Below are 21,551 nucleotides of genomic sequence, written 5' to 3' on the forward strand. Positions count from 1 at the left end.
GAAAAAAGTAAGTTTTCGCGCCCGGCGCGGCACGCTTTCCCGGCGACAGGCGGGTCCGCTTGGCAGAATCGGCAAGGGCCGATAGAATGGGGCTATACGAGCGTCCGGGGAAACGGGGTGGGCATGCCGAGCCGCAAAGAGAACAAAATGGCGATGGAGCAGCGTCTCTACGATGCCGCCATCGAGCTGTTCTGCGAGCTCGGATACCAGAAGACCACGCTGAACGACATCGCAGCCGAGGCCGAGGTGTCCACGCGCACGCTCTACAAGTACTTCCCCACCAAGGAGTCCATCCTCCGGAAGTTCGGGAAGGAGAACATCCTGGCCTTGAAAGCCTTCTCCGGCAAGCTCCCTCTCGACATGCCCTTGGAGGACAAGGTGATCGAAACCATGGTGCAGGATTTCAAGTTGATGTTCGGGCTGTTCGACGTCAGCTACATCCTGCATTCCGCACGCGACGAAAGCGGCATGTTCGCGCGGTTCGAGCTGGAGAACATTCTTGCAAGCGAATCCATCTACTGCAATCTCTTCAAACAGGAGCAGCTGAAGGAGGGTATGGAACCCAACGAGATGGTGGCCTTGTGCGCCTCCATCGTCATGGGGCTCTACCGCCATTGCAACGACCTCTACCGCTTCAGGAAGAAGGGGACGTTCGACGAGAAAGACCTGCGCGCGTTCTACCGCACGCACATCGATGCCGTATGGGGCTCCCTGCACCGATCGCTGCTCTCGGTGCCCGCAAGGAACGCGCCCCTGCTGAACATCGACAAGCACCTGTTCGGCTCCTTGGAGCCGAACAGGTAGCCAAGCAAGCGTCGCTAGCGCCTATCAGAGCTCTTCGGCGAGAACAGCAGCATCTTCGACTTGCCCTTGAACAAGGCGGCCAGCTCGTCCACCGTGCCGTACGTGATGGCACCGTACCGGCAACGGCGCGCGCAGGCCGGACGGCTTCCCCGATCCGTGCGCTCCTCGCACAGGTCGCACCAATCGGTGGGTATGGGCACGAAGTCGTACTGCCATGAGCCGTCACGCGTCTTCCACGGGCCCAGTTTCGTCACCTTGATCCCCAGTGCCTCGGGACCGCGCCCATGGGCCGCAAGGCACGCCGTCTCGCATTCTGAACAGCCGAGGCAGTATTCGTAATCGATCAGAAGAGCCTTCTCCACGCCCATCGTGCAACCCCCTTGCATCGCAGCGTCCCCGCGCCCTCACTTCTTCCGCACGTCCCCGGCAGGCAGCCTCGTTCCCGGCGGCGGCGGTTGCTCGGCACCGCATAACGGGCAGCGCCGCGCAAAAGGCTCGGGCAGCTTCTCACGGCAGGCCACACAGCGTCCCATGCGATCGGCGCACTTGCCGCAATGGATGCACGGACAGCACATGGCCTACTCCGTCACGTCGCCATAAGGGTACGCCGCCTGCCGGCGCGTGGCGACTAGGTAAACGAGGACGATGACGAACAGCACGGCGAACATGGCCGCCATCAGCTCGAACAGCGCAGCAGTGCTGCCGCCCGCTATGCCCTCGACAAGAGATACGTAAACCGACGAGCACGCCTGCCCGGCGAACATGGCCATGGACAGCAGCGACAGCGCATAGGTCCGACGATACGGGTGCACGAGCCCCGAGAGGGCGGTCTGCAGATACGGGATGATGGTCCCAAGGTACACGCCGTAGACGATGGCGCCGGCGAACACGCCAACGGGCGATGCGGCGAAGGCGAGCAAGGTGAACGACAGCGCGATCGCCGCCATGGGAACCAGCACGGTGGAACGTCGCAGATGCTTGAACAGTTGGGCGAAAGCCAACGAGACGACGAGGGCCGTGAGCGTGGTCGACGACGAGGCCAAGCCCGCCATGACCGAGTCGCCGATACCCGCCTCCTGGATGAAGATGGCCATCTTCAGAAGGTACACCATGCCTATCGTCATCGACACGAACATGAGAAGGATGCCCGCCCATGCACGGGCACCGATCTTCTTCTGCTGCGGAGAGAGCTCGTTCGCCTTGCGGGAGAACTCCAGATCCTTCTCGGGCGGCACTTTGGGCAGGAACACCAGCTGCATGATGAGAACGAAGACGAAGAAGATGTTCACGAAGAACGGTACATGCCATCCGATGACCGCGAGCGTGCCCGACAGCGTAGAGAACACCATGGCGATGACCGACCCCACAGCATTCGCAGCGCCCATCATGCCGACGCGTTCCTGGCCCGCGAAGAAATGCGATATGAGCGTGGGCACGATGGGATACACCAAGCCGCAGCCTAACCCGAAGAACACGCGTGTGGCCAGCAGGAACTCGAAGTTGGGAGCGAAGGCGCCGCCTATACCGCCGATGATGAACAATATCTGGCCGATGGTGAGGATGGTCTTTCGGCTGATATGGTACGACAGCTTGGCGGCAATGAGCGAGGCCGGGATGATGCACAGGGGCGGCAGCGCTACCAGCAAGTTCACGTTCTCGCCAGGAAAAGCAAGCGCGATGACCGCCAGGATAGGCGTCATCTCCGAGCCGAGCGCGTTGCTGTCGCAAGCGCACAGCAAGAGCGTCGCCTTCGTGCCGAGCTTCGACCGATGTTGTGTTTTCGAATCCATGCGCCCCCCTTATGTCCCTGATGCGGGCCCCTCGTTCCCCGCATCCCACGTGAGGCACGTTAGTGCCGTCGAAACGACCGGCCAAGGCACGCAAAACCTGACGCAGGGAAATCAGACTCTGAGTACTAAGCGTAGTCAGTGCACGTCAAGGACAGTTTGCGGACCTTCCGGCGCGCCCTCGGACTCCACGATGTCCAGCAGTTCCTGCTGGGAGTGGACGCCCAGCTTGTTGTAGATGTTGTAGATATGGCTCTTGGCGGTGTGGGCCGATATGGTGAACTTCTCGGCAATATAACTGGCGTTGCGCCCCTGCGCCAGGCAGTACAGAACCTCCGCCTGGCGCGGCGTCAAACCGTATCGGCCGGCGACGATCCTCGCGCTCAGCTCGAGCGCCCTTCCCGCCCCCGCCTCGAGGGCGATGATGCGTGCCGACCGCTCCGCCTCGAGCCTTACTTCCCTCACGTAGGAAAGAGGGCCGGGATGGAACACGGCGAAGCTCGTCGCAACCACCAGGAGAACCACCAAGGCGAAGCAGATGAACATGCGCCCGAGCGGATCACCCGGAAAGGCGAAGCACATAACCATGCCCACGATCCAGCCGAGCGTACAGCCCAAGCCGTTCAACGTTCGCCCGACCGCAAACGTCTTCACGTAGTTCTCGTCGAACAACCGGAAGCTCTTCGAGACGCTGGCGATGTCCACGATATCGTGGCACGCCAAGAGCGCGAACATGGCGAAGAGGCACGCTAGCTGGCCGGCATAGCTTGCGAACGAGAACACGAAGATGCAGACGAGCATGATGGGGAGGAACACCTCGGTCAGGATAAGCGCGATATCCCTCGATTTGCGCACCAGGAAGAGCACCGTGAAAACCGCGGCAAGCGCGTTGGCGGCGGCTATGACGTACACTGCATAGGGATAGTAAGCATGCACGGTAGCGCTCGATCCCACGAAGCCAATGCCCACGCTGTAGGCGAACGCCAACAAGACCGTGCGCATGAAGGAGAATCGATCGGTCCCGTCCGCTTCATTTCCGTCAGCCGGGCCGCTCGGCTCAGGAGGCGCTTCGTCAAGGCCCGCGCAGGCGACGGGATCCTCTCTCCCCGACAGAGTGAAACCCGGACCGTCCTCGTCGAGTGGCGCGAAGGTGACGGAAGGCGACAGGACAAGCCACGCGAGCAGCACCGACACGACCGGCAGCGACGACACGAGCAGGACAGCCACGCCCGTCGGCAAGAACGACATCGTGAGGAGCAGGAGCGACCCTCCGAGAAACGCGCCCGAAGCCGAGAAGATGATCTGCTTGCGATTGAGGATGACGAGCTTTTTCGACCAGACGAGCAGCAGGGCCGAGCTGCCCACGCCGCTGGCGCACCAAAGCAGGGCGGGCAACGCGAGGTCGCCTACAGGCGGCAGAACCGCAACGGCGCAGCCGAAAGGGCAGCACAGAAGCGACGTCAAGCGCAGCAGCAGCTCGCCTCTCCGTGACGCAAAGAACCGCGCGAACAACCCGAACGCCACGTAGGCGACGAACATGGCGACCGTCATCACCGTGCGGATCGCATGGGCCTCGAAATCGCCGACCGCAGCGGATGGAAGCAGAACCGGGCTCCAGAACAGGCAGAATATCCAACCGAAGTAAAACGCGAGCCCGAGCACGCAGAGCAGCGGTATCCTCAGCGTGAACTCCCTCGATGCCTCATGCTCGTCGTCCCGTTGAAGGAACCTCATATCGATGGAAATATCGGATTGTCCGGCTTGCTCATGATGCATGAAAGTCTTCCCCCCTGGCCGACTTCGCCTACGGCACGGCCAGTGTAGCATAGGGCTCGATGACCGATTCCAGCGCCTCTTCCGTCGTTTTCGGCAATTTGGCACCGGCTTTTCGTGACTTTCACAAGAGCCTGGAAGCGATTCTCGCAGAGACCGGAACGGCGGCGGCAAAGCATCGTAGCGCACCATCCTCTGCGCGATCAAGTCAGGTTCGGGACGCGAACTGCGCAGTACGGGGAAGAAAGCCGCGGTTCAACACGCCTCCGCCCTCCACCGGCCCTTCCACGCAACGGGGCCCGCTGCTTTCGCGGCGGGCCCCGTTGCGTGCGCGCTGGCGGCGGTCTGCGCTACGCCAGCGCCTGCTCCACGAAGGCGCGGGAGAGCTCGGCGCCCGGCTCGCCCTCGTACTGCGTCATGAGGAAGTGCGTGGCCTTGCGGATCATCGTGGGCGTCTGGCCCAGGTCGTGCGCGATGTAAGCGATGGCCTCCGGGGCGAGCACGGGGCTCTTCCCCTCCTCGGTGTAGTCCTCCGCGAGGCCGCGCACGTACTCCTCGAGGCCGGCGTCGTCGAGGGCCTCCATGGTCACTTCCTCGAAGTCGCCCAGCATGCCGCCGAAATCAGACAGGTCGTACTCGGACAGCGGCTTGGTGGAGGTGATGACGGTGTCCAGGCGCCGCTTCAGGCGCTCGCCCAGCAGCAGCTTGCACATCATAGGCCCCATCTCGGGATCGTCGAAGAAGCCCTCGAAATCGTCCAGGAACAGCACCTCGTAGGTGCCCAGATCCTCGAAGTAGCCGTCGTAGACCTCGGCGCGCATGGCCTCGGGCAGCTCCGAGCAAGGGCGGTAAAGCACCTTCTTCGTGGACAGCAGGTCCTTGTCCAGCTGGCGCCCGCGCACGAGCGTCGTCTTGCCAGACTCCTTCGGGCCCACGAGAAATATCTTCTCGGGATTGTCGTGCGGCTGGGTGATGTTCGCGATGCGCTCGAACGCCTCGCGGTTGCCGTCGGTCTTGACGAACTCGTCCAGTGGCATTCTCATGATGATGGCTCCCCTTTCGCCTTCTTGGCCTGACCGGCCGCGAAGCCGCGCCGCCGGGACGCGCTCCGCTGCAATGTACCGCCATTCATAGTAGCAAGGCCACCGACCCAAGGCGAGTATGAAGGCCGCAACTCATACCAGAAGGGGTATGCCGCTGCGTATGAGATCGGCTGCGCCGGGCTGGCTGGGGCGGCCGGTAGAGCTCTGGGCGAGCAGCACAGGCGCCACCTGCCTGCTACGGCACCTGCCCGAACCCGCCGAACACTGCGCACCGCTCGGCAGCCAGGTCGTTCACCGTCTCTATCTGCTTAGCCGTCTGGCCCCGCACTGCCTCGACGAAGCGACCGTCCGCACCCGGGTTCTCGGCCAGCACCTCGACCACTTCGTCAAGGAATCCGTCGAGCCGTTGCGGGTCGTACCAGCCCATATCCTCCACGAGGGCAAGCTGCTGGGACGGATAGCGACGAAACGGGTGCGATTCCCAAAGATAGCGCCCCACGAGCAGTTCTTCGACGGTCGCGCGGCTATAGAAGCCGCAGCCATGGTCGAACAGCGGCGGCGCGCGGTAGCCGTCGAGTGCCTCTACGTTGCGGATCAAGCCGAAGTTATGGGTGTGCCGATCGAAGTTGGCCATGAGGTGGTCGGCCACGATCATTAGTAATTTCGTGTTCCGAGACAGCCATTCGACGAGCGAGTCATTCGCCTATCTGGCGGAATCGAGCAAGAGCCTGTCAAAGAGCAAGGACAAACCGGCGCTCAGGTATCGAAAGATCGATCGCGTGATCGAGCTATATTAACTGACCACCCGCCAGTAGGAGACATTCAGCATGCTGATGCACAGCCGCCACGCCTAATAAATCGTAGAAACGTTTATCATCTCGAGCCGAACGGGCAAGGCGCATATCTCAACAGCATGCACTTCCAACAGAAGTCCATCAATCTGGCGGAGTTCGTGGAGCTACCCAAGATGCGAGCCAGTCGACTAATGAATAAGAAAGATAGTGACCCATAACTAAACAACCCATCATTAACCACAGGATGTCGTTTCACCGTTCAAAAATAGGTTGAACAAACTGAGCTTTCATCGGCCGTCATCTTCGTATTCTCGGCAGAGCAATTTTTGAAAAACGGTAAAGTCTTTTGAATATAATTTGCAGCTAGATCGATCCAGCTTCATTGGCTCTTCCGATTTTACCATGCAACCCTCCAGGAGTATGCTTGTCACATCATCCCTGAATCCTCGAAGCTCTGATAAAGAAATCTTGCTGCGTTCTTCTATTACTCCTTGTAAAGCAGACCAAGCAAAGACTAGAAGAAGGACGAATACTGCCGCAGCGAAAATCACGATGAATGCAAGATTAACGTCTTCAGGGTTCCTTACTAAGCCAATGACTAAACTAACAACACTCCCAAAAACACCCGTAATCGCCATTGACCACACATGTTCTAAAGTTCTTTCTGCCGAATGCTGCTTCTCTTTGATACGCTGTTCGGCCTCATCTCGAAGCAACTCTAAGCTTTCCCTATTAAACAAGCCACAATCGATAAAACTCTTCTGCACCTCTTCTAGCCGTTTTTGTTTATCATCTTGAATTGCATTTTCGAGCTTATTCTCGCGTACCCGATTCATTTTTGTAAAAACCCCGAGCAAAATAACCATTACGAACAAGATGGCAGTATATATCCAAAGAAACCCGTCGCAACTCCAACCCAAACCATAGGCGAACATCAGACCAAATTCTAGAACTGCCAGGAAAAGGACAGTAATAATGATGGCTGTGGCTATCGGAGTCATAGCATAAGGGTTCTCTGATTTGTTACGACTTCTTGCATAGCTTTGAATTGCATTCCTTCGTACCTGTAAACAACGGTTGAGATCCATTTCCTTCTCACTTCTCTTTTCAGCATACCTGGCGATATTGTACTGTGTTCCGCAACATCGCCTGCGCACATTGCATAGCTATAAAGCTCTGGCCTTTAATGTGTTTGCCATTTCAATTCTCCATGCAGTATTGGCTGCTACCTTGCACGACATAAGCAGAACGCCGGCATGTTACCGGCGCTCAATTTTTCGGAAGCAAGAATTTATTATTAATGTATCTTGGCCCCACCCTGGACCTTTCGGTGTACCAAAAACTATGTAGTTACAGTTGCGGCACAATGCGTCTTGCCCAAGCGCTGTTGCGCAGCTCAAAAAGCCCCTCAGCAGCGAGCGGTTTGATCTGCGATATGAACAGCGCCTGTTTGGGCTTGTACCTGATCTCCTGCAACAAATGTGCCACAATGCGCAGCTCAAGGCATTGACCAGGCAGCGGTGGACGCACGTGAGCTCCGGGCCTGCCGCACGTTCGGAACACAACCCGGGTCCTTGCATGCACAGACCCGGGACGCCCCTTAGCTCAAAGGTACCCGCGTGTCGTTCCGCTGCCTATTATCCGGAGCGGTCGAACCTTGGCGATGGGTGCCGCACGCGTAAACCCCTCGGGTTTAAATTGCATGGCGGCCAGGCGGATATGCCGTCGGAGAAGCCGTGCCGTCGCGACGCCGATGCCCTCGGACGGCAGACCATGACCCGAAACGGGATCGCACCGCTACCCATCGACCGACTCGCCGGTTTTCAAATCGGTGCGCTCGCCCGTTGCAGGATCTACCAGCTGGTTGGTCATGACGTCGTAGTCCATGCCCGCCTCCCGCGCCCCGCGGAAGCGCTCGATTTCCCCTTGACGCGGGGACTCGACCTTCCGGTACCAGGGAAAGTTCCCCGTCGCGGCAATCTGCTCGTAGGGCATCGTATCGCCCTCCCTCACCGGGTACACCTTGCAGATCATTCCCTTGATAGGCGACCCCACGCCACCCTGGCCCGTCACGAACGCCCGCGTGCAGTTGTTCGGGTTGGACTCGAACGTGCCGAAAAGATAGGGAGCGGACGGATCGGACTCGGGGAACCACCAGCCGTGCTCGGCATGGACCGTTTTCTCGTTGACCACCAGCGATACCTTCGCCTGCTGCTTGAAGCGGCCATGGTCGTTCTCTATCCATACCCACTGACCGTCTTGTATGCCGTACCTTTCGGCTGTGGCCGGGTTGATGAGCACCCGCGGCTGGGGATGCAGCTCGCGCATGGTGGGCAGCTGCCGATGCTCGCTGTGGAAGAACTCGAACGATCTGCCGCCGCAGGTCAAGATCAGCGGGTACTCGTCCATGAGCTCTGGCGTGGACAAAGGGCCCTCCGGTGGCTCGGTATGGAACGGCGTGGTATCCAGGCCCCAGTACCGATACAGAAGGGGCGCGAGCTCCAAGCGACCCGACGGCGTTCCGTAGCCCACCGAGCCGTCTTCGCGGAACATGCCCTTCTCGGCCTTGCGGTACGTCGCGTTGAACTCGTCGTAAGCATGCCCCACCATGGAAGGATCGCGCACGAGCTCTTCCCACGAGGCCGTGAACAGCGTCTTGCCTGTGTTCTTGGCACCGCCTTGGTCGGTAGCCTCCGTCGTCGCGGAGAAGGAGCCGGTGCCGTCGTGCAGATACCAGTTGAGCCAATCGATATCGGTCTCCCACTGGCCGAACACCTCGGGGTTCAGGCGCTTGCCCAAATCGAGAATGATCTGCTCGTCCGACTTCGCCTCGTAAAAATCAACCACCTTAACCATGGCACGGCAAGGCGACCACCACGTACGCGCCGAATTGCGCTCGGCGCTCATGGCAACCGGCAAGACGATGTCGGCCAGAGCCACCGACGTCGGCGTAAGGTAGGGATCGGCGTTCACGATAAACGGTATGCTCTGCATCGCCTTCATGACGCGAGGAGCATCCTGGCTCGGACACGACAGCGTGTTGGACGACTGTATCCACATCATCTTGATGGGATACGGGAACCCGTCCTCGATGGCCTGGAGCAGCCCGTCCGAGCTCGCATGGGCCACGAAGTCGCCGCCTTCGATGGACAGGGCGAAATTGTTGTTGAGCTTCTTGGCGCGCCATTCGGGTGGCGTGAGGTGCTCGCCCGATGCGTAGCCCGCGTTGATCTCGAACGCGTTGTGCACGAGGATGTTGCCGCCCGGAACGTCCACGTTGCCGCACAAGGCCATGAGATCGCAGCCTGCAAGGCACAAGGCCATTGCCGAAACTTGCTGGTCGAACGCGAGGCCCCATTGGATGGCGCCCGGCTCGGCCCGCGCGTACAAACGCGCCGAGTCACGGATGTCACCGGGATCCAAATCGCATATCGCCGCCGCCCATTCGGGCGTCGTCTCGCGCACCGACTCGGCAAGCTCGTCGAAGCCGGAACACCAGGCATCGACATACTCCTTGTCGTACAGCTCCTCCCCGATGATGACGTTCAGCCAAGCGCAGGCAAGCGCGGCATCGGTTCCGGGACGTATCTGCAACCAGTGCTCGGCGCGCACGCCCCACCACGTCAGCCTTGGGTCGATGGAGACGATCTTCGTCCCCATCTGCACGCACTGCACCAGCCAGTGGCCCACGTAGCCGTCGGCGTTCGACGCGAGCGGCTCGTTCCCCCACACCACCAGCACCTCCGGCGGCATCCACTCGGCGTTGCCGTAGCGGTCCGCATGCGTCTCGGACGCGTCCACGATGGGGAAGTCGCCGAAAGGCGCGATGCTGCCGCAGATGCGCGGCATGTAGCAGGAGAATCCGGTGAACCCGAACGTCGAGATGTTCGGCGTCTTCAGGCCCGCTTGGCCGAAGAACGGCACCTGCCAGTTGATGTTGCGCCCGGTTCCGTGCACGCAGATGATGGCGTTGCCGCCGTCCGTCTCCCAAATGCCCCTCACCCGCTCCTCGATCTCGTCGTAGGCCTCGTCCCACGAGATACGCTCCCACTTGTTCTCGCCGCGCTCTCCGGCGCGCCTCATGGGGTACTTCAGACGGTCGGGATGGTTCAGGGACTCGTCGAGCGTCAGGCACTTGATGCAGAGCTTGCCGTTCGTGCACGGATCCAGTGGGTCGCCCTCCACACGCTCCACTTTGCCATCCTTTACGTACAGCAGAATCCCGCACGAGGTGTGGCAACCCGGAGGCGAGTAGTGGTACGTGCGCGTGACGGTGTAGCCGTCCTCCTCCCAGCGCCATTCCCCCTCATGATAGGCAGCGCGATCGACACCATCGAGAAATTCCTGGTAATCAGCCAACGTTATCTCCTTTCCTTGTAGCCGCATCGCAATCGAAGCTTCGAGGCGCGCCCGTTACTCCCACTGCGCCCGCAGCTTCTTCTTTTGGGTGAGGGCTATACCCACCAGCACCGCGCACGCGGCCAAAATGGCAATCCCCGCGAAGAACGAGCCGATGTAGCTGCACGTGAGGTCGAAGCAGGCCCCCACTGCGGCAGCTCCGAAGCAGCCGATGATTCCTGACATGCGCGAGTACGACAGTATTTGCGCGAAGTACTTTTTCCCGAACAACTCCGATATGAGCGTCGGAACCGAGATGGTGATGATGACCGAGTTCATGCCGAACACGAAAGCGCACACCATGAGCGGCACCTCGGCCTGCAAGAACGAGAAGCCGAGCAGCGAGGCAGCCGTCACCCCCAAGGTGATGTACGTGGAGGCGGCAACGCCTATCTTGTCGGTAACCCACCCCATGACCAGCGTGGCCACGCTGTAGCCGAGCTGGGCCAACGACAGTATGCCGGCGCCGAACGCAGCCGAGTACCCAATGGACTCGGCGAACCCCGGCAGGTGGTTGTTGTACCCGCTGAACAGAGCCTCGATGCCCGCATAATAGGAACACGCAGACGAAGGCCAGCGTGACGATAGCCTTCCTGGCGGGCATGCCCTTCGCTGATGCCCGGGTCTCGGCCATCGCCTCGCCCTGTTCCGCACCGTAGGGCCGCAGGCCCATGTCGGAGGGGTGGAGGCGGAACACGAATAACGTGAACGGGAGGACGATGACGCACATGGCCAACGCGATGCTGGGATAGGCCATGCGCCAACCCACGGTCTCGATCAGGTAGTTGCCGAATATCGGGAAGAAGAACCCGCCGATACCCGACCCGCACATGGCAATGCCAAGCGCGGTGCCGCGCTTGGCCACGAACCAGTTCTCGATGAGAACCGTCGAGGCCACAACGAATACGAGCGCGCCTGCGACGCCGAGGACGACGCCTGCCGCATACCACTGCCAAAGCTCGCTCATGAGTCCCATCGCAGCCTCGGTGGCCGCCAACACCAGAAAGCACGTTGTCAGAAACACGCGAAAATCCCATTTCGGAAGGTATTTCGCAACCAGCGGATACGTGGCCGTCGTGGCAATGAAGTAGAACGTGAGGTACAGCGCGAGCGCGCCACGGTCGAACCCCAGCTCGTTGCAAACGGGCACGATGAAAATCCCGCCTGCGTTCATGATGGCCCCCAACGCTCCCGCCTGAAGAAAGAAGCACCCGATCATCACCCACCATGCGTAATGGACGCCCTGCGATTTTTCCGACACGGAAAACACCTCCTAGAAGGCGGCCTTCCCGCCTAGATTGGCAGGAAGGCCGCAGAATCGATTGTCCGTCACGCCTCCCAGTGCGCCTCCCTGACCTTCTTGGCAGGGACGAACGACAGCAGGATGATGGCGATGGCAACGACTGCGATTACCGCGCCGACTAGGAACGAGCCGCTATAGGTTTTCGTCATGTCGAAGATGATGCCGATGACCGGAGCGCCCATGGACCCGCACAGCCCCACGCCCATCATGCAGTAGGACAAGATCTTATCGTAGGCCTTCATGCCAAAGTGCTCGCGCGCCAGCATCGGCACCGAGATGGTAACGATGGCGTTGTTCATGCCGAAGAAGAACGCCGTGACCATAAGGGCGAGCTCGGTAGAGGCCATGGAGAAGCTCACGTAGCAGACGATCAGGATGGCGTACAGGATGACCGTGAGCCAGCGCACGCCGATCTTGTCAACCAGGATGCCGCCCACGAGCGAGGCGATAATGTAGCCAACCTGCAAGGCGATCATCAACGTCGATGAGAAGATGAGAGCCTCCGGACCGAGTACCTCCACGGCGTTTGCCTGCACGAAGGAGTTGAAGCTACCCGGGAAGGCCGACAGCATGCAGCCCAGGAACAGCAAGACAAAGGCAAGCGTCGGCAGCGCGAACTTCAAGGGCACGCCCGGCAGGCTCTTGGACTCGCCCATCTCGTCCTCCTCGGCGCCGAACGCATGCAGCCCGATCTTCGCCGGATCCTCGCAGAACACCGTGAGCGAGAAGAAGAGGATGCACAGCAGCAGGATGGCGTTCAGGTAGTAGGCGCTCTGCCATCCCATAACGGTGGACAGCGACGTGAACACGAGCGGGAAAAGGGCTCCACCGACGCCGGACATCAGCTGCGCAATGCCCAGGTAGCGACCGAGCACCTTCTTGCCGAACCAGGCTCCCATGAGCAGCGGCGTGGCATACAGGAAGTACATGCCGCCCGTCAAGCCCATGACCGCGCCTATGGCCATGAACTGCCATGTCCAGCTAGCGTCGGCGAACGTGAACGCGACGACGCACAGGGCGGTGACGACGACGTCGAAGGAGATGACTGTCTTCGCCCCGAACTTGGGGATGAGTATCCCCGCGAAGAACGTGCCGAACAACGCGGCGATGCCGTAGCAGGTGATCCACATGGCGAACACGCCCATATCCACGCCTACGGCAGCGGGTACGATGGCGAAGAACGCAGACGACGAGTTGAGCACGGTCCCCAAGCCGCACGCCTGCATGACGCAGCAACCCACGAACACGAGCATGGCCCTTTTCTTGCTGCGCGCATCTATATCGGTAGACATAACGATATCCTCCTTAAAGCTTGACATTCCCCTATTTTGGAAAGCCCGGCACGGCACCTCCCGTCCGAGGACGGGAGGGCCGGCCGGACTCGACCCGCTACTTCGTGTAGAGCGCCCAGCGCGTCTCGCCGTCCATCTTCTTCACCAGATCCTCCGCCTCGCCGTAGTACATGCACCATGCCTGGCAGTGCTGCACGCACATGGGCATCTTCCCGGCTTCCGTGCGAGAGGCGCACATATCGCAGGCCTTGGTGAGCACGGGGAGCCAGGTCCACTCCCAACGATCAGGACCTTTCTTGCCCTCGTAGGCGTAGGGCCCGGTCTCGGTGAGCTTGATGCCGAACTCGCCCTTGGGCAGCCCGAGCTCCTTCTTACAGGCCACCTCGCACGAATGGCAGCCGGTACAATACTCGTAGTTGATCAGAATCGCCTTGGTCATGATAGCTTCCTCCTTATGCTTGCATGGGCTGGTAGTCGTCACGCCAGCCACCGAGCTGCGTGATCTGCTCTCCGGGCATGACGTCGCCGTCCTTTACCTTGTAGATACGGCAGCGCGTGCACTTGATGGGCGACCCGATGCCGCCGGGACCGGATTGGAAGTTGCGCGTGAGGTTGTTCACGTTGTAGTCGAAGCACCCATGCAGATGCGGCACGGCCGCCTCCTCCTCGGGCTTCCACCAACCATGCTCGGCCGAGAGGCAGTCGTCGGGGATGCCGGCAAACACCTCGACCATCTGCTTGCAACGCCCCTCGTCGTTCTCCATCCATATCCAATCGCCGTCCTGCAGGCCGTAATCGGCGGCAGTCTTGGGCGACACCTTCACGCGCGGCTCGGGGTGGAACTCGCGCATCGTAGGTGCCTGGCGGTGCTCCGTATGGAAAAACTCGTAGGAGCGGGCACCGTTTATCAGGTAGAACGGGAGCCGCTCCATGACCTCCGGCGTGGTCTCCCAAGTCTCAGGAGCGGGCGTGTACACCGGGTACGGCGGAATGCCCCACGATTGGAAGATGGTCGGCACCAGCTCGATGCGGCCGGAGGGCGTGTTGAACCCAACCTGGCCGTCGGGGCGCAGCATCCCTTTCTCATGTTTGAAATAAGTCGCGTTCCACTCGTCGTAGGCATGGCCGCCTGCATCGACCAGCTGGTCGAAGGTGTAGGGGCACTTCGTGGTGATGGAAGGGCCGCCCTCCTCGGCTACGGAGGTATGGCCCCAGTTGTCATCGGTGGCGGCCGAGAAATTCGCCTTCTGCACCTTGCCGTCGGGCCCCACGACCGCGAGGTCGGTCAGCAGGTAGTCGTTGATGAGGTCCTCGGCAGACTCCCAGCGCACGAACAAGTCGGGATTCAAGCGGCGGCCAAGCCAAAGCGCTATCTCCTCATCGGATTTCGCCTCGTAGAAGCTCGTGACCTTCTTCATGGCGCGCAACGGCGTCCACCAGGTACGGGCCGAGTCGCGCTCCACCGACATAGATACCGGCAGGACAAGGTCGGCGATGGCGACCATCGTCGGCGTGACGAACGGATCGGCGTACACGATGAAGGGGATCTCCTTCATGTACTTGTAGGCGCGCGGCACCTGCCCTTCGTGGCCGGCGAACGCGTTGCAGCTCTGCGCCCACAGCATCTTGATGGGGTACGGCTCCCCCGTTGCAGGAACCTCGCCCTCCTCGAGCACCGAGGCCATCGCATCGCAGTTCGACATGCCCACGAAGTCGAGCCCCTGGTCGCCCACCATCCACTTGCGGAACTTGCGCTCGAGAGCCTGCGGGTCGGCGTAGAGGTCTACCGACGAGTAGCCGGCGTTGATGTCGAACGAGTTGTGCACGAGCACGTGCGTACCGGGTTTCTCGATGTTTCCGCAGATGGCCATGAGATCGCATACGGCCTCCACCCAGTGCATGGACGACCTTGTGCCGGCATCGAACACGAGGCCCCATTGTATGGCCCCGCGGTCGGCGCTCGCGTAGAGGCGCGCCGCTGCGACGATCTCGTCCTCGGGGACGCCGGTAATCGACGCCGCCCAGGCGGGCGAGAACTGCTGCACGTGCTCCTTGAGCTCGTCGTAGTAGGCGCACCAGTTGTCGACGAACTCATGGTCGATCAGATCCTCGCCCATGATCACGTTGAGCCACGCGAGCGCGATGCAGCAGTCCGTGCCGGGTCGCGGCCTCAACCAGTGCTCGGCACGCGCCCCCCACCAAGTGAGCACAGGATCGATGGAGACCACCTTGGTGCCCATCTGCACGCACACGTTCAGCCAATGGCCCAGGTAGCCGTCGCCGTTCGATTTCAAAGGCTCGTTGCCCCAAACCACCAGCACGTCGGGGCGCACCCACTCGCCATGGGCGTAGCGCTCGGGCAACGTCTCGGACGCGTCGACGATAGGGTAGTCGCCCAAGGGGCCGGCGGCGCCGCACACGCGCGGCATGTAGCACCACCATCCCGAAAAATAGATGCCACCCACGTTCGCCGTGCGGAAGCACGCCCCGGCAATGAACGGGACCTGCCAGTTGATGTTGCGTCCCGTGCCATGGCCCACCAGAATGGATTCGCGGCCCAGGCCCTTGCCGTCGATCTCCTCTTTAATGTAGGTATCGATCATGTCGAGCGCCTCGTCCCACGAGACGCGCTCCCACTTGTTCTCTCCGCGCTCGCCCGCGCGCCTCATGGGGTACTTCAGACGTTGGGGATGGTTCACCATCTCGTCCAGGTCCAGGCAGCGCATGCACAGCTTCCCGTTCGCGTACGGGTCGAGCGGATCGCCCTCCACCTTCTCCAGCTTGCCGTCCTTGGTGTACAGCAGGACGCCGCAGGAGTCGTGGCAGCCGGGAGCGCTGTAGTTGTAGGTGCGCGTGACCGTGCAGCCGTCCTCCTCCCATTCCACCTCCCCTTCGTGGTACGCCTTGCGATCGATGCCGTCCAAGAACTCCTCGTAGTCAATCATGTACTCTCCTCCTTTACCATCCCGGGCCGATGTCTTCGATGTCGCGAAGGATACGCAGCCCGAAATCGCCCGTCATCGTGGCGTTCTCGGTGTTTTGGCCCGTACCCCAAACTTGACGATGCCCGACCTCGGGAAACGCGGATAAATAAGCCTCTTCGTCACTTCGTTAAGGCAGGTGCAGCTCCAGCCCGCCCCCTGCGCCGCCACGGTTTTCGCCCGCGGCGCGCCGAGTCCCGCTCGGTGCGAACGCAAGGGCGCCGCACGCCGGGCAGCGCCCCGACGCAGTATCGACCGCGCCGCCGCACGCAAGGCACGGTATCGTGGCGGGAGGAACGTAGAAGGGGCTGCCTTCGCGGTACTTTCCGCACCTGCCGCATCGTGTGCACGGATAGCACAACGTCCTCGCCCTACCTCAGGTCAACCAGCTCGACCCAGTACGAGAGCGTCTTGCCGGCGAAGGGGTGGTTGAAATCGAGTTTTACCATGTCGGCGGTTTCCTCCGTCACCCACGCGGGCATGCGCCTTCCGTCATCGGGGTTGGTCCAGAAGACCACGTCCCCTGCTTTGAGGTCGTAGCCGTGCTCCACCATGCCTTTGAGATGCCACGACGCGAGCTTGTCCTGGTACGCGCCGTAACCGAGCTCGGCCGGCACCTCGATGAACCGCGCCTCGCCTACCTCCATGCCCGCCACGGCCTCCTCCACGCCCCGTGGAAGCTGCATGGTCCCGATCACGACGGCCAGGGGGTCGCCCGTGGATCGGTCGTCGAGCGGATCCTCGCCGAGCACACCTCCCTTGTACCTGATGTAGGCGGTTCTCCCCGCCCTGCTTGCGCGCTCCATTGCCTTCCCCGCTCTCATTCGCGAGCCGCGGGCGGCTGCTCCCCCTCGAGCACCGCGGTCTCGTCAATCTCGCCGACCTTGGTATCGTGACGGTGCACGGCATAGGAGGCCTTCCCGGTTCCTTGGACCTCGATATGGGCCGCACGGTGCGCGCTCTTGTTGGAGGAAACGAACGCGCCTTTCGCCTCGAGGGGGTTGTACTGGGGCACCATGAGGAACTGCTTCGGCTTGCGATCGAGCTTCTTGGAGAGCTCCTCGACCGTACCGTACGAGATGACGTTCGCCAGGCAATGGTGCACGCACGAGGGCTCGCGCCCCCGCCCCGTGCGCTCGGCGCACAGGTCGCACAGGTCGGTGAGCACCGGGAAGTAATTCCAGTTCCATCTCTTCCCGTCTATCTTCCACGGTCCGTCGGAAAGTACTCTGATGCCCGTCTTCCCCACCGGGTAGCCGTGCTCCTCCTTGCACGTCACCTGGCAGGATCCGCAGTTCGTGCAGTACTCGTAATCGATCAGAAGTCCATATGCGGCCATAAGTCACACCAGCTTTCCGAATTTTTCCCAGATGAGATTCATGTCGGTGTCGTAGTTCTCGACAAGGGGCTCGATGCTGCAGACGAGGCACTTGTTCGGCGCCCCGAAGCCGAGCTTGCCGTAGTGGTCGTTGGGAAGCAGGTTGTTGATGTTCGAGCGGAAATTGCCGTAGAGGTTCGGCTCGCTGCCGTCCTCCTCGGGGAACCACCACGCGTGCTGCGCGTGGACGGTCTTCTCGTCGACGGTTTCCGTGACCCGCGCCTTCTCCACGCACTCGCCGAAGGGGCTTCGCAAGCGCACCCACTGTCCATCGGCTATACCCATGTCCAGGGCAACCTGCGGGTTGATCTCCACGATGGGGTCGGGGTTCAGCTCGCGCAGATAGGCTATCTGGCGGTGCTCGGAATGGAAGAACGCGGTCGTACGCGCCCCGGTGGTGAGGATGAACGGATACTCCTTCATGAGCTCCGTGTCGGCGGGGCCGAACTCCGGCTCCAGATAGTATGGCAGCGGGTCGTCCCCGAACTGGTTGAACGCCGTCGACCACAGCTCCACGCGCCCGGTAGGCGTGGCAAAGCCGGGCTGGCCGTCTTGGCGCATCTGGCCGCGTTCGTACTTGTAGTACTCGACGGGGATCTGGCAGACCACGTTCTGCGAGACCTTGTCGAAGTACGCCCCGCCCTCCTTCTTTCCCAAGCGCAGCGCCTCCATGAACTCCTTCGCATTCGCGAAGTCTTCCCATACCTCCGGACGCAAACGCCGTCCCAACTCGTAGCACAGCTCGAAGTCGGTCATGGTCTCGCCCACCTCTATGGCCTTGTGCATGAAACCGGCCGTGACCGTGCAGGGCGCGTAATGCGTGAACACGGTGCCCTCGCGCTCTGCCACGGTGGACAGCGGCAGGAAGATGTCGCAGGACGCCTCGATGGACGGGTTCATGAACGTGTCGAAGCCGATGCAGAACTCCAGCGACTTGACGATTGCGTCATGCCAGCGCTGCGGCTCCATGGACGTGCAGCTCATAAGGTTGTTCCCGGCATAGAATCCCATCTTGATGGGATAGGGGTCGCCCGTCTCCAATGCATGCAGCATGAGGTCGGCGTGGGCGTTGAGGATGATCATGCAGTAGGCGGGATACTGTTCCAAGCCGATCATCTTCTTTTGCAGTTCCTCACCCACCCCCTTCTCGAAGCCGAAGCCCGACTCGTTGTGCCCCGCTCCCGCACCCGGCAGGATCTGCCCGCCGGGAACGTCCAGGTTGCCCGTGATGGCCATGAGGTCAACCGTCACCTGGCCGTTCTGCATGCCGTCGGTCTTCTGGTCGGCAGCTAGGCCCCACTGGATGGCGGCGGGCTTGGCCTGGGCGTACATGCGAGCCGCGGCGCAGATGTCCTCGACGGGCACGCCGCAGATCTCGGCAGCCTTCTCCGGCGGCATGTCCTGCACGCGCTCGGCCAGCTGGTCGAAGCCGTAGCACCAGTACTCCACGAAGTCATGATCGTAGAGGTCCTCGTTGATGATGACGTTCAGCCATGCCATCCCTAAGGCCGTGTCCGTTCCGGCGCGCAGCTGCAGGTGGATATCGGCGCGCGTAGCAAGCCAGTTCACCCGCGGGTCGATGACGATGAGGCGCGTGCCGCGGCGCATGGCGTCGATGACGGCATGGCCGAAAAAACCGTCCGGATTCGACTCGAGCGGAGCCTTGCCCCATACCACCAGGCATTCGGTCAGCTCGTAGCGCTCGTCCTCCCAACGGCCCGGCAATGCGCCCGCGTAGTCCCATTCGGGGTACGTCGTGCCCGCGATGTAGGCGATGGCCGCCAAACGCGGGGTGTAGCAGGCGTAACCCGACTGCGTGTAGCAGAAGTTCGGCGTTCCAAAGCACATGGTGCCATACGGCGCGAACGTGCCGCCCTCGCGTCCGGTGCCGGCGAACACCACGATGGACTCGCGTCCATAGGCGGCGGTGATGCGGTCGTACTCGTTCTTGATGATGTCGAACGCCTCGTCCCAGGTAATCTGCTCCCAGGCATCGGCATTGCCGCGCTCCTTCGGATCGCGCTTCATGGGATGCAGAAGGCGTGCCGGATTGTAGATGTAGTCTTTGAGCGCTATGCACCGGGGGCACAGGCGCCCTTGGGTCACCGGGTTGTTCTCGTCGCCCTCGACTCGCACGAGCCTGCCCCCATCGTCCACGTACAGCTTGAGACCGCATCCCACCGGATGGCATCCGGGCGGGGACCACGGACTCGTGCGGGTAACGGTCAGGCCGTCCTCCTCGTATCGCCACGGCTTGCCGATGTCGTTGACGTCTGAAAGCGTATCGAGCTTGACCGCCTCGGCTCTTTGGTAGAACTCGTCTTCGCTCATGGCCACGTCCTTCCTCCTTCTCGTACAGGGCGCCGGGAGGCGCCGATGCCGGGGAGGATAGCGTGGTGCTGGCACGGTTGTCATCGTGGCGTTCTTGGTGTTCGTGCCGATACCCTGTTTTTGACGATGGCCCATCAGGCAGAACAGGGGAAAATAAGCCTCGGGGCAAAACGGGTAGGTAGAGGGGACGTGCCTTCAGCTCCCGGTAAGCCTTGCGTAGGGAGCGAGGCGGAAACGGTCCGTTACTCTTCGCCGTAGAGCTTCGTGCCCTCTATGAGATCGAGCAGCTCTTGACGCGAATGGACGCCTGTCTTGCGATAGATGTTGCGTATGTGCGTCTGCGCCGTGCTCAGGGATATCGACAATGCCTGCTCGATATACTTGGCATTCCTACCCTGGGCCACGAGCATCAGCACCTCGAACTGCCGTTCCGAAAGATCGCACTGCTCGCCCACCACCCGGCAGCGTTTCTTCCAAAGGCCCTTCGCCTCGGGCGCGCCCAAGCCTCCCTCCATGCCCTCCTCGGGAAAGCGCGCTTTATGGCAGAACGCGGCGATGAAGCTGTAGGCCACGGCTATGGCAGCGGTCATCTGCGCGGCCAGCACCGTGTCGGAAGCGGCTGCCACGGCAACGATGTACCCGACCATGAAGCCGACTGCCATGCCGAGGTAATCGAGCGCCCGCGCCTTTCCATGAGCTCGAGGCGCCGAGAGATGAGAGAGGCGCACGTGCTCGGCCACTGCGGCGATGCCGAACGAGAGGTATACCGTGCACAGCGCGGAGAGCACGCAGAGCGAGGGCACGCGCAGCGCCTCCCCGAACAGGTACGCGGACAGGAAGGCCCCTATCGTCAAGGGTGGGGTCAAAGGGGACAGGCTCCGCTCGTTCACCAGGCCCTTGCGGGCGAAGCTCACCGCCAGCACGAGAGCAGCCATCGCCGCAGACGCCAGGCATGCCGCGCGCTCGAAATCGCTTGACGCCGTGCTCGCCACGAACCCGAACTCGAAATTGCTGATGGAAAGCATGAGCGCCGATGTCTTGAGAATTTTCGACCGTTTGTCCGACTCGCGGTTGCCGACTGGCTCGGGGAGAACGCCCTCGGGCTTCGCCTTCGCCAGCACGAGCATGCAGGCAACCGAGACCGCCAGCACGAGCACGACGGCAATGCGCGCCGCCTCGACCAGCAAGCTGCCTTCCACCAGGCAGATGGCGAGCCCCGCGGCAACCGCAGAGGAAACGAACAGGGGAGTGGACTTGTGCGGACGCACGCAGACGAAGCAGAACCAGAGGGACGCGAGCGCGGCTGTTCCCACGGCAGTCGCCGCATAGGCGAGGAGTGCGAGCCTCTCCGGCAGCGACGGCGCAAGCAGCGCGGCGCCTGCGAAGGCGATCCCCGCCAGCGCGGCGACCGCAAGCGCCCGGCACCTGTGCAGGACGATGGCATGTGCGGCGAGGCCCACGACCAGGCTGGCTGCGGCAAGGGCGAGCGCGCATACCGCCCGTATCGCAACCGGGCTCGCACCGCCCGGCGACACCCCCGGCGCGATCACGAAGAGGGCCACGATTGACGCGACGAGCGAAGCGAGCCCCGCGAAGCCTACGAGCACGTCGAGGCCGAGCCTCGTCGACCCCACCGCCAACATTCCCTTTGCCTCATGCATCATGAA

Annotated in this window: 16 protein-coding genes and 1 pseudogene; 1 reads left to right on the forward strand and 16 read right to left on the reverse strand. The window is 61.6% G+C overall.

Going from position 1 to position 21,551, the window contains the following annotated elements:
* Positions 1-147 precede the first annotated feature (147 nt).
* Positions 148-804, forward strand: a complete 657-nt coding sequence (locus K9U15_RS10045) for a TetR/AcrR family transcriptional regulator (RefSeq protein WP_227155290.1) — start codon at positions 148-150, stop codon at positions 802-804.
* 14 nt (positions 805-818) lie between these two features.
* Here K9U15_RS10045 and K9U15_RS10050 read toward each other — a convergent pair whose 3' ends face one another.
* The 16 genes and pseudogenes from K9U15_RS10050 to K9U15_RS10120 form a co-directional block, all read right to left on the reverse strand.
* Positions 819-1,172: an oxidoreductase gene (locus K9U15_RS10050; RefSeq protein WP_227155291.1), complete on the reverse strand. Its 354-nt coding sequence runs from the start codon at positions 1,170-1,172 to the stop codon at positions 819-821.
* A gap of 210 nt (positions 1,173-1,382) precedes the next feature.
* Positions 1,383-2,594, reverse strand: a complete 1,212-nt coding sequence (locus K9U15_RS10055; protein WP_301156013.1) for an MFS transporter — start codon at positions 2,592-2,594, stop codon at positions 1,383-1,385.
* A gap of 135 nt (positions 2,595-2,729) precedes the next feature.
* Positions 2,730-4,367, reverse strand: coding sequence for a helix-turn-helix transcriptional regulator (locus tag K9U15_RS10060; RefSeq protein WP_301156014.1), 1,638 nt, complete (start codon positions 4,365-4,367; stop codon positions 2,730-2,732).
* 347 nt (positions 4,368-4,714) lie between these two features.
* Complete coding sequence (locus K9U15_RS10065) at positions 4,715-5,407, reverse strand: hypothetical protein (protein ID WP_301156016.1); 693 nt, start codon at positions 5,405-5,407, stop codon at positions 4,715-4,717.
* Between the two features lie 235 nt (positions 5,408-5,642).
* Positions 5,643-6,062: a hypothetical protein gene (locus tag K9U15_RS10070; protein WP_301156018.1), complete on the reverse strand. Its 420-nt coding sequence runs from the start codon at positions 6,060-6,062 to the stop codon at positions 5,643-5,645.
* Between the two features lie 426 nt (positions 6,063-6,488).
* A complete protein-coding gene (locus K9U15_RS10075) occupies positions 6,489-7,289 on the reverse strand; it encodes a hypothetical protein (RefSeq protein ID WP_301156020.1) in 801 nt (266 codons plus the stop codon).
* 709 nt (positions 7,290-7,998) lie between these two features.
* Positions 7,999-10,560, reverse strand: a complete 2,562-nt coding sequence (locus K9U15_RS10080; RefSeq protein ID WP_301156021.1) for a molybdopterin-dependent oxidoreductase — start codon at positions 10,558-10,560, stop codon at positions 7,999-8,001.
* A gap of 54 nt (positions 10,561-10,614) precedes the next feature.
* A complete protein-coding gene (locus K9U15_RS10085) occupies positions 10,615-11,253 on the reverse strand; it encodes an MFS transporter (RefSeq protein ID WP_367316882.1) in 639 nt (212 codons plus the stop codon).
* A pseudogene (locus K9U15_RS14540) lies at positions 11,204-11,818 on the reverse strand (MFS transporter); the annotation flags it as partial. The gene K9U15_RS10085 and the pseudogene K9U15_RS14540, both read right to left, overlap by 50 nt.
* Before the next feature lie 110 nt (positions 11,819-11,928).
* Complete coding sequence (locus K9U15_RS10090) at positions 11,929-13,194, reverse strand: nitrate/nitrite transporter (protein ID WP_301156025.1); 1,266 nt, start codon at positions 13,192-13,194, stop codon at positions 11,929-11,931.
* 97 nt (positions 13,195-13,291) lie between these two features.
* On the reverse strand, positions 13,292-13,633 hold the full coding sequence (locus tag K9U15_RS10095; RefSeq protein WP_301156027.1) for a 4Fe-4S dicluster domain-containing protein: 342 nt from the start codon (positions 13,631-13,633) through the stop codon (positions 13,292-13,294).
* Positions 13,634-13,646: 13 nt separating this feature from the next.
* Positions 13,647-16,139 carry a molybdopterin dinucleotide binding domain-containing protein gene (locus K9U15_RS10100; RefSeq protein WP_301156029.1) on the reverse strand — a complete coding sequence of 831 codons (2,493 nt, stop codon included), beginning with the start codon at positions 16,137-16,139 and terminating at the stop codon, positions 13,647-13,649.
* A 407-nt stretch (positions 16,140-16,546) separates the two neighbouring features.
* A complete protein-coding gene (locus tag K9U15_RS10105) occupies positions 16,547-16,981 on the reverse strand; it encodes an FKBP-type peptidyl-prolyl cis-trans isomerase (protein WP_301156030.1) in 435 nt (144 codons plus the stop codon).
* A gap of 14 nt (positions 16,982-16,995) precedes the next feature.
* Positions 16,996-17,514 carry an oxidoreductase gene (locus K9U15_RS10110; RefSeq protein ID WP_301156032.1) on the reverse strand — a complete coding sequence of 173 codons (519 nt, stop codon included), beginning with the start codon at positions 17,512-17,514 and terminating at the stop codon, positions 16,996-16,998.
* 3 nt (positions 17,515-17,517) lie between these two features.
* The gene (locus K9U15_RS10115; RefSeq protein ID WP_301156107.1) at positions 17,518-19,884 is read right to left on the reverse strand and encodes a molybdopterin-dependent oxidoreductase; all 2,367 of its coding nucleotides are present in this window, start codon (positions 19,882-19,884) and stop codon (positions 17,518-17,520) included.
* Between the two features lie 242 nt (positions 19,885-20,126).
* Positions 20,127-21,548, reverse strand: coding sequence for a helix-turn-helix domain-containing protein (locus tag K9U15_RS10120; RefSeq protein ID WP_301156033.1), 1,422 nt, complete (start codon positions 21,546-21,548; stop codon positions 20,127-20,129).
* Positions 21,549-21,551: the final 3 nt, after the last annotated feature.

Source organism: Gordonibacter sp. RACS_AR68, from assembly GCF_030418485.1.
Taxonomy (GTDB): domain Bacteria; phylum Actinomycetota; class Coriobacteriia; order Coriobacteriales; family Eggerthellaceae; genus Gordonibacter; species Gordonibacter urolithinfaciens.

Bases quoted from the DNA above. Each gene is read 5' to 3' on its own strand.
- K9U15_RS10105 (WP_301156030.1), bottom strand. From the start codon at position 16,981: ATGGAGCGCGCAAGCAGGGCGGGGAGAACCGCCTACATCAGGTACAAG.
- K9U15_RS10075 (WP_301156020.1), bottom strand. From the start codon at position 7,289: ATGGATCTCAACCGTTGTTTACAGGTACGAAGGAATGCAATTCAAAGC.
- K9U15_RS10115 (WP_301156107.1), bottom strand. From the start codon at position 19,884: ATGAGCGAAGACGAGTTCTACCAAAGAGCCGAGGCGGTCAAGCTCGAT.
- K9U15_RS10065 (WP_301156016.1), bottom strand. From the start codon at position 5,407: ATGAGAATGCCACTGGACGAGTTCGTCAAGACCGACGGCAACCGCGAG.
- K9U15_RS10060 (WP_301156014.1), bottom strand. From the start codon at position 4,367: ATGCATCATGAGCAAGCCGGACAATCCGATATTTCCATCGATATGAGG.
- K9U15_RS10110 (WP_301156032.1), bottom strand. From the start codon at position 17,514: ATGGCCGCATATGGACTTCTGATCGATTACGAGTACTGCACGAACTGC.
- K9U15_RS10045 (WP_227155290.1), top strand. From the start codon at position 148: ATGGCGATGGAGCAGCGTCTCTACGATGCCGCCATCGAGCTGTTCTGC.
- K9U15_RS10095 (WP_301156027.1), bottom strand. From the start codon at position 13,633: ATGACCAAGGCGATTCTGATCAACTACGAGTATTGTACCGGCTGCCAT.
- K9U15_RS10055 (WP_301156013.1), bottom strand. From the start codon at position 2,594: ATGGATTCGAAAACACAACATCGGTCGAAGCTCGGCACGAAGGCGACG.
- K9U15_RS10090 (WP_301156025.1), bottom strand. From the start codon at position 13,194: ATGTCTACCGATATAGATGCGCGCAGCAAGAAAAGGGCCATGCTCGTG.
- K9U15_RS10070 (WP_301156018.1), bottom strand. From the start codon at position 6,062: ATGATCGTGGCCGACCACCTCATGGCCAACTTCGATCGGCACACCCAT.
- K9U15_RS10050 (WP_227155291.1), bottom strand. From the start codon at position 1,172: ATGGGCGTGGAGAAGGCTCTTCTGATCGATTACGAATACTGCCTCGGC.
- K9U15_RS10100 (WP_301156029.1), bottom strand. From the start codon at position 16,139: ATGATTGACTACGAGGAGTTCTTGGACGGCATCGATCGCAAGGCGTAC.
- K9U15_RS10120 (WP_301156033.1), bottom strand. From the start codon at position 21,548: ATGATGCATGAGGCAAAGGGAATGTTGGCGGTGGGGTCGACGAGGCTC.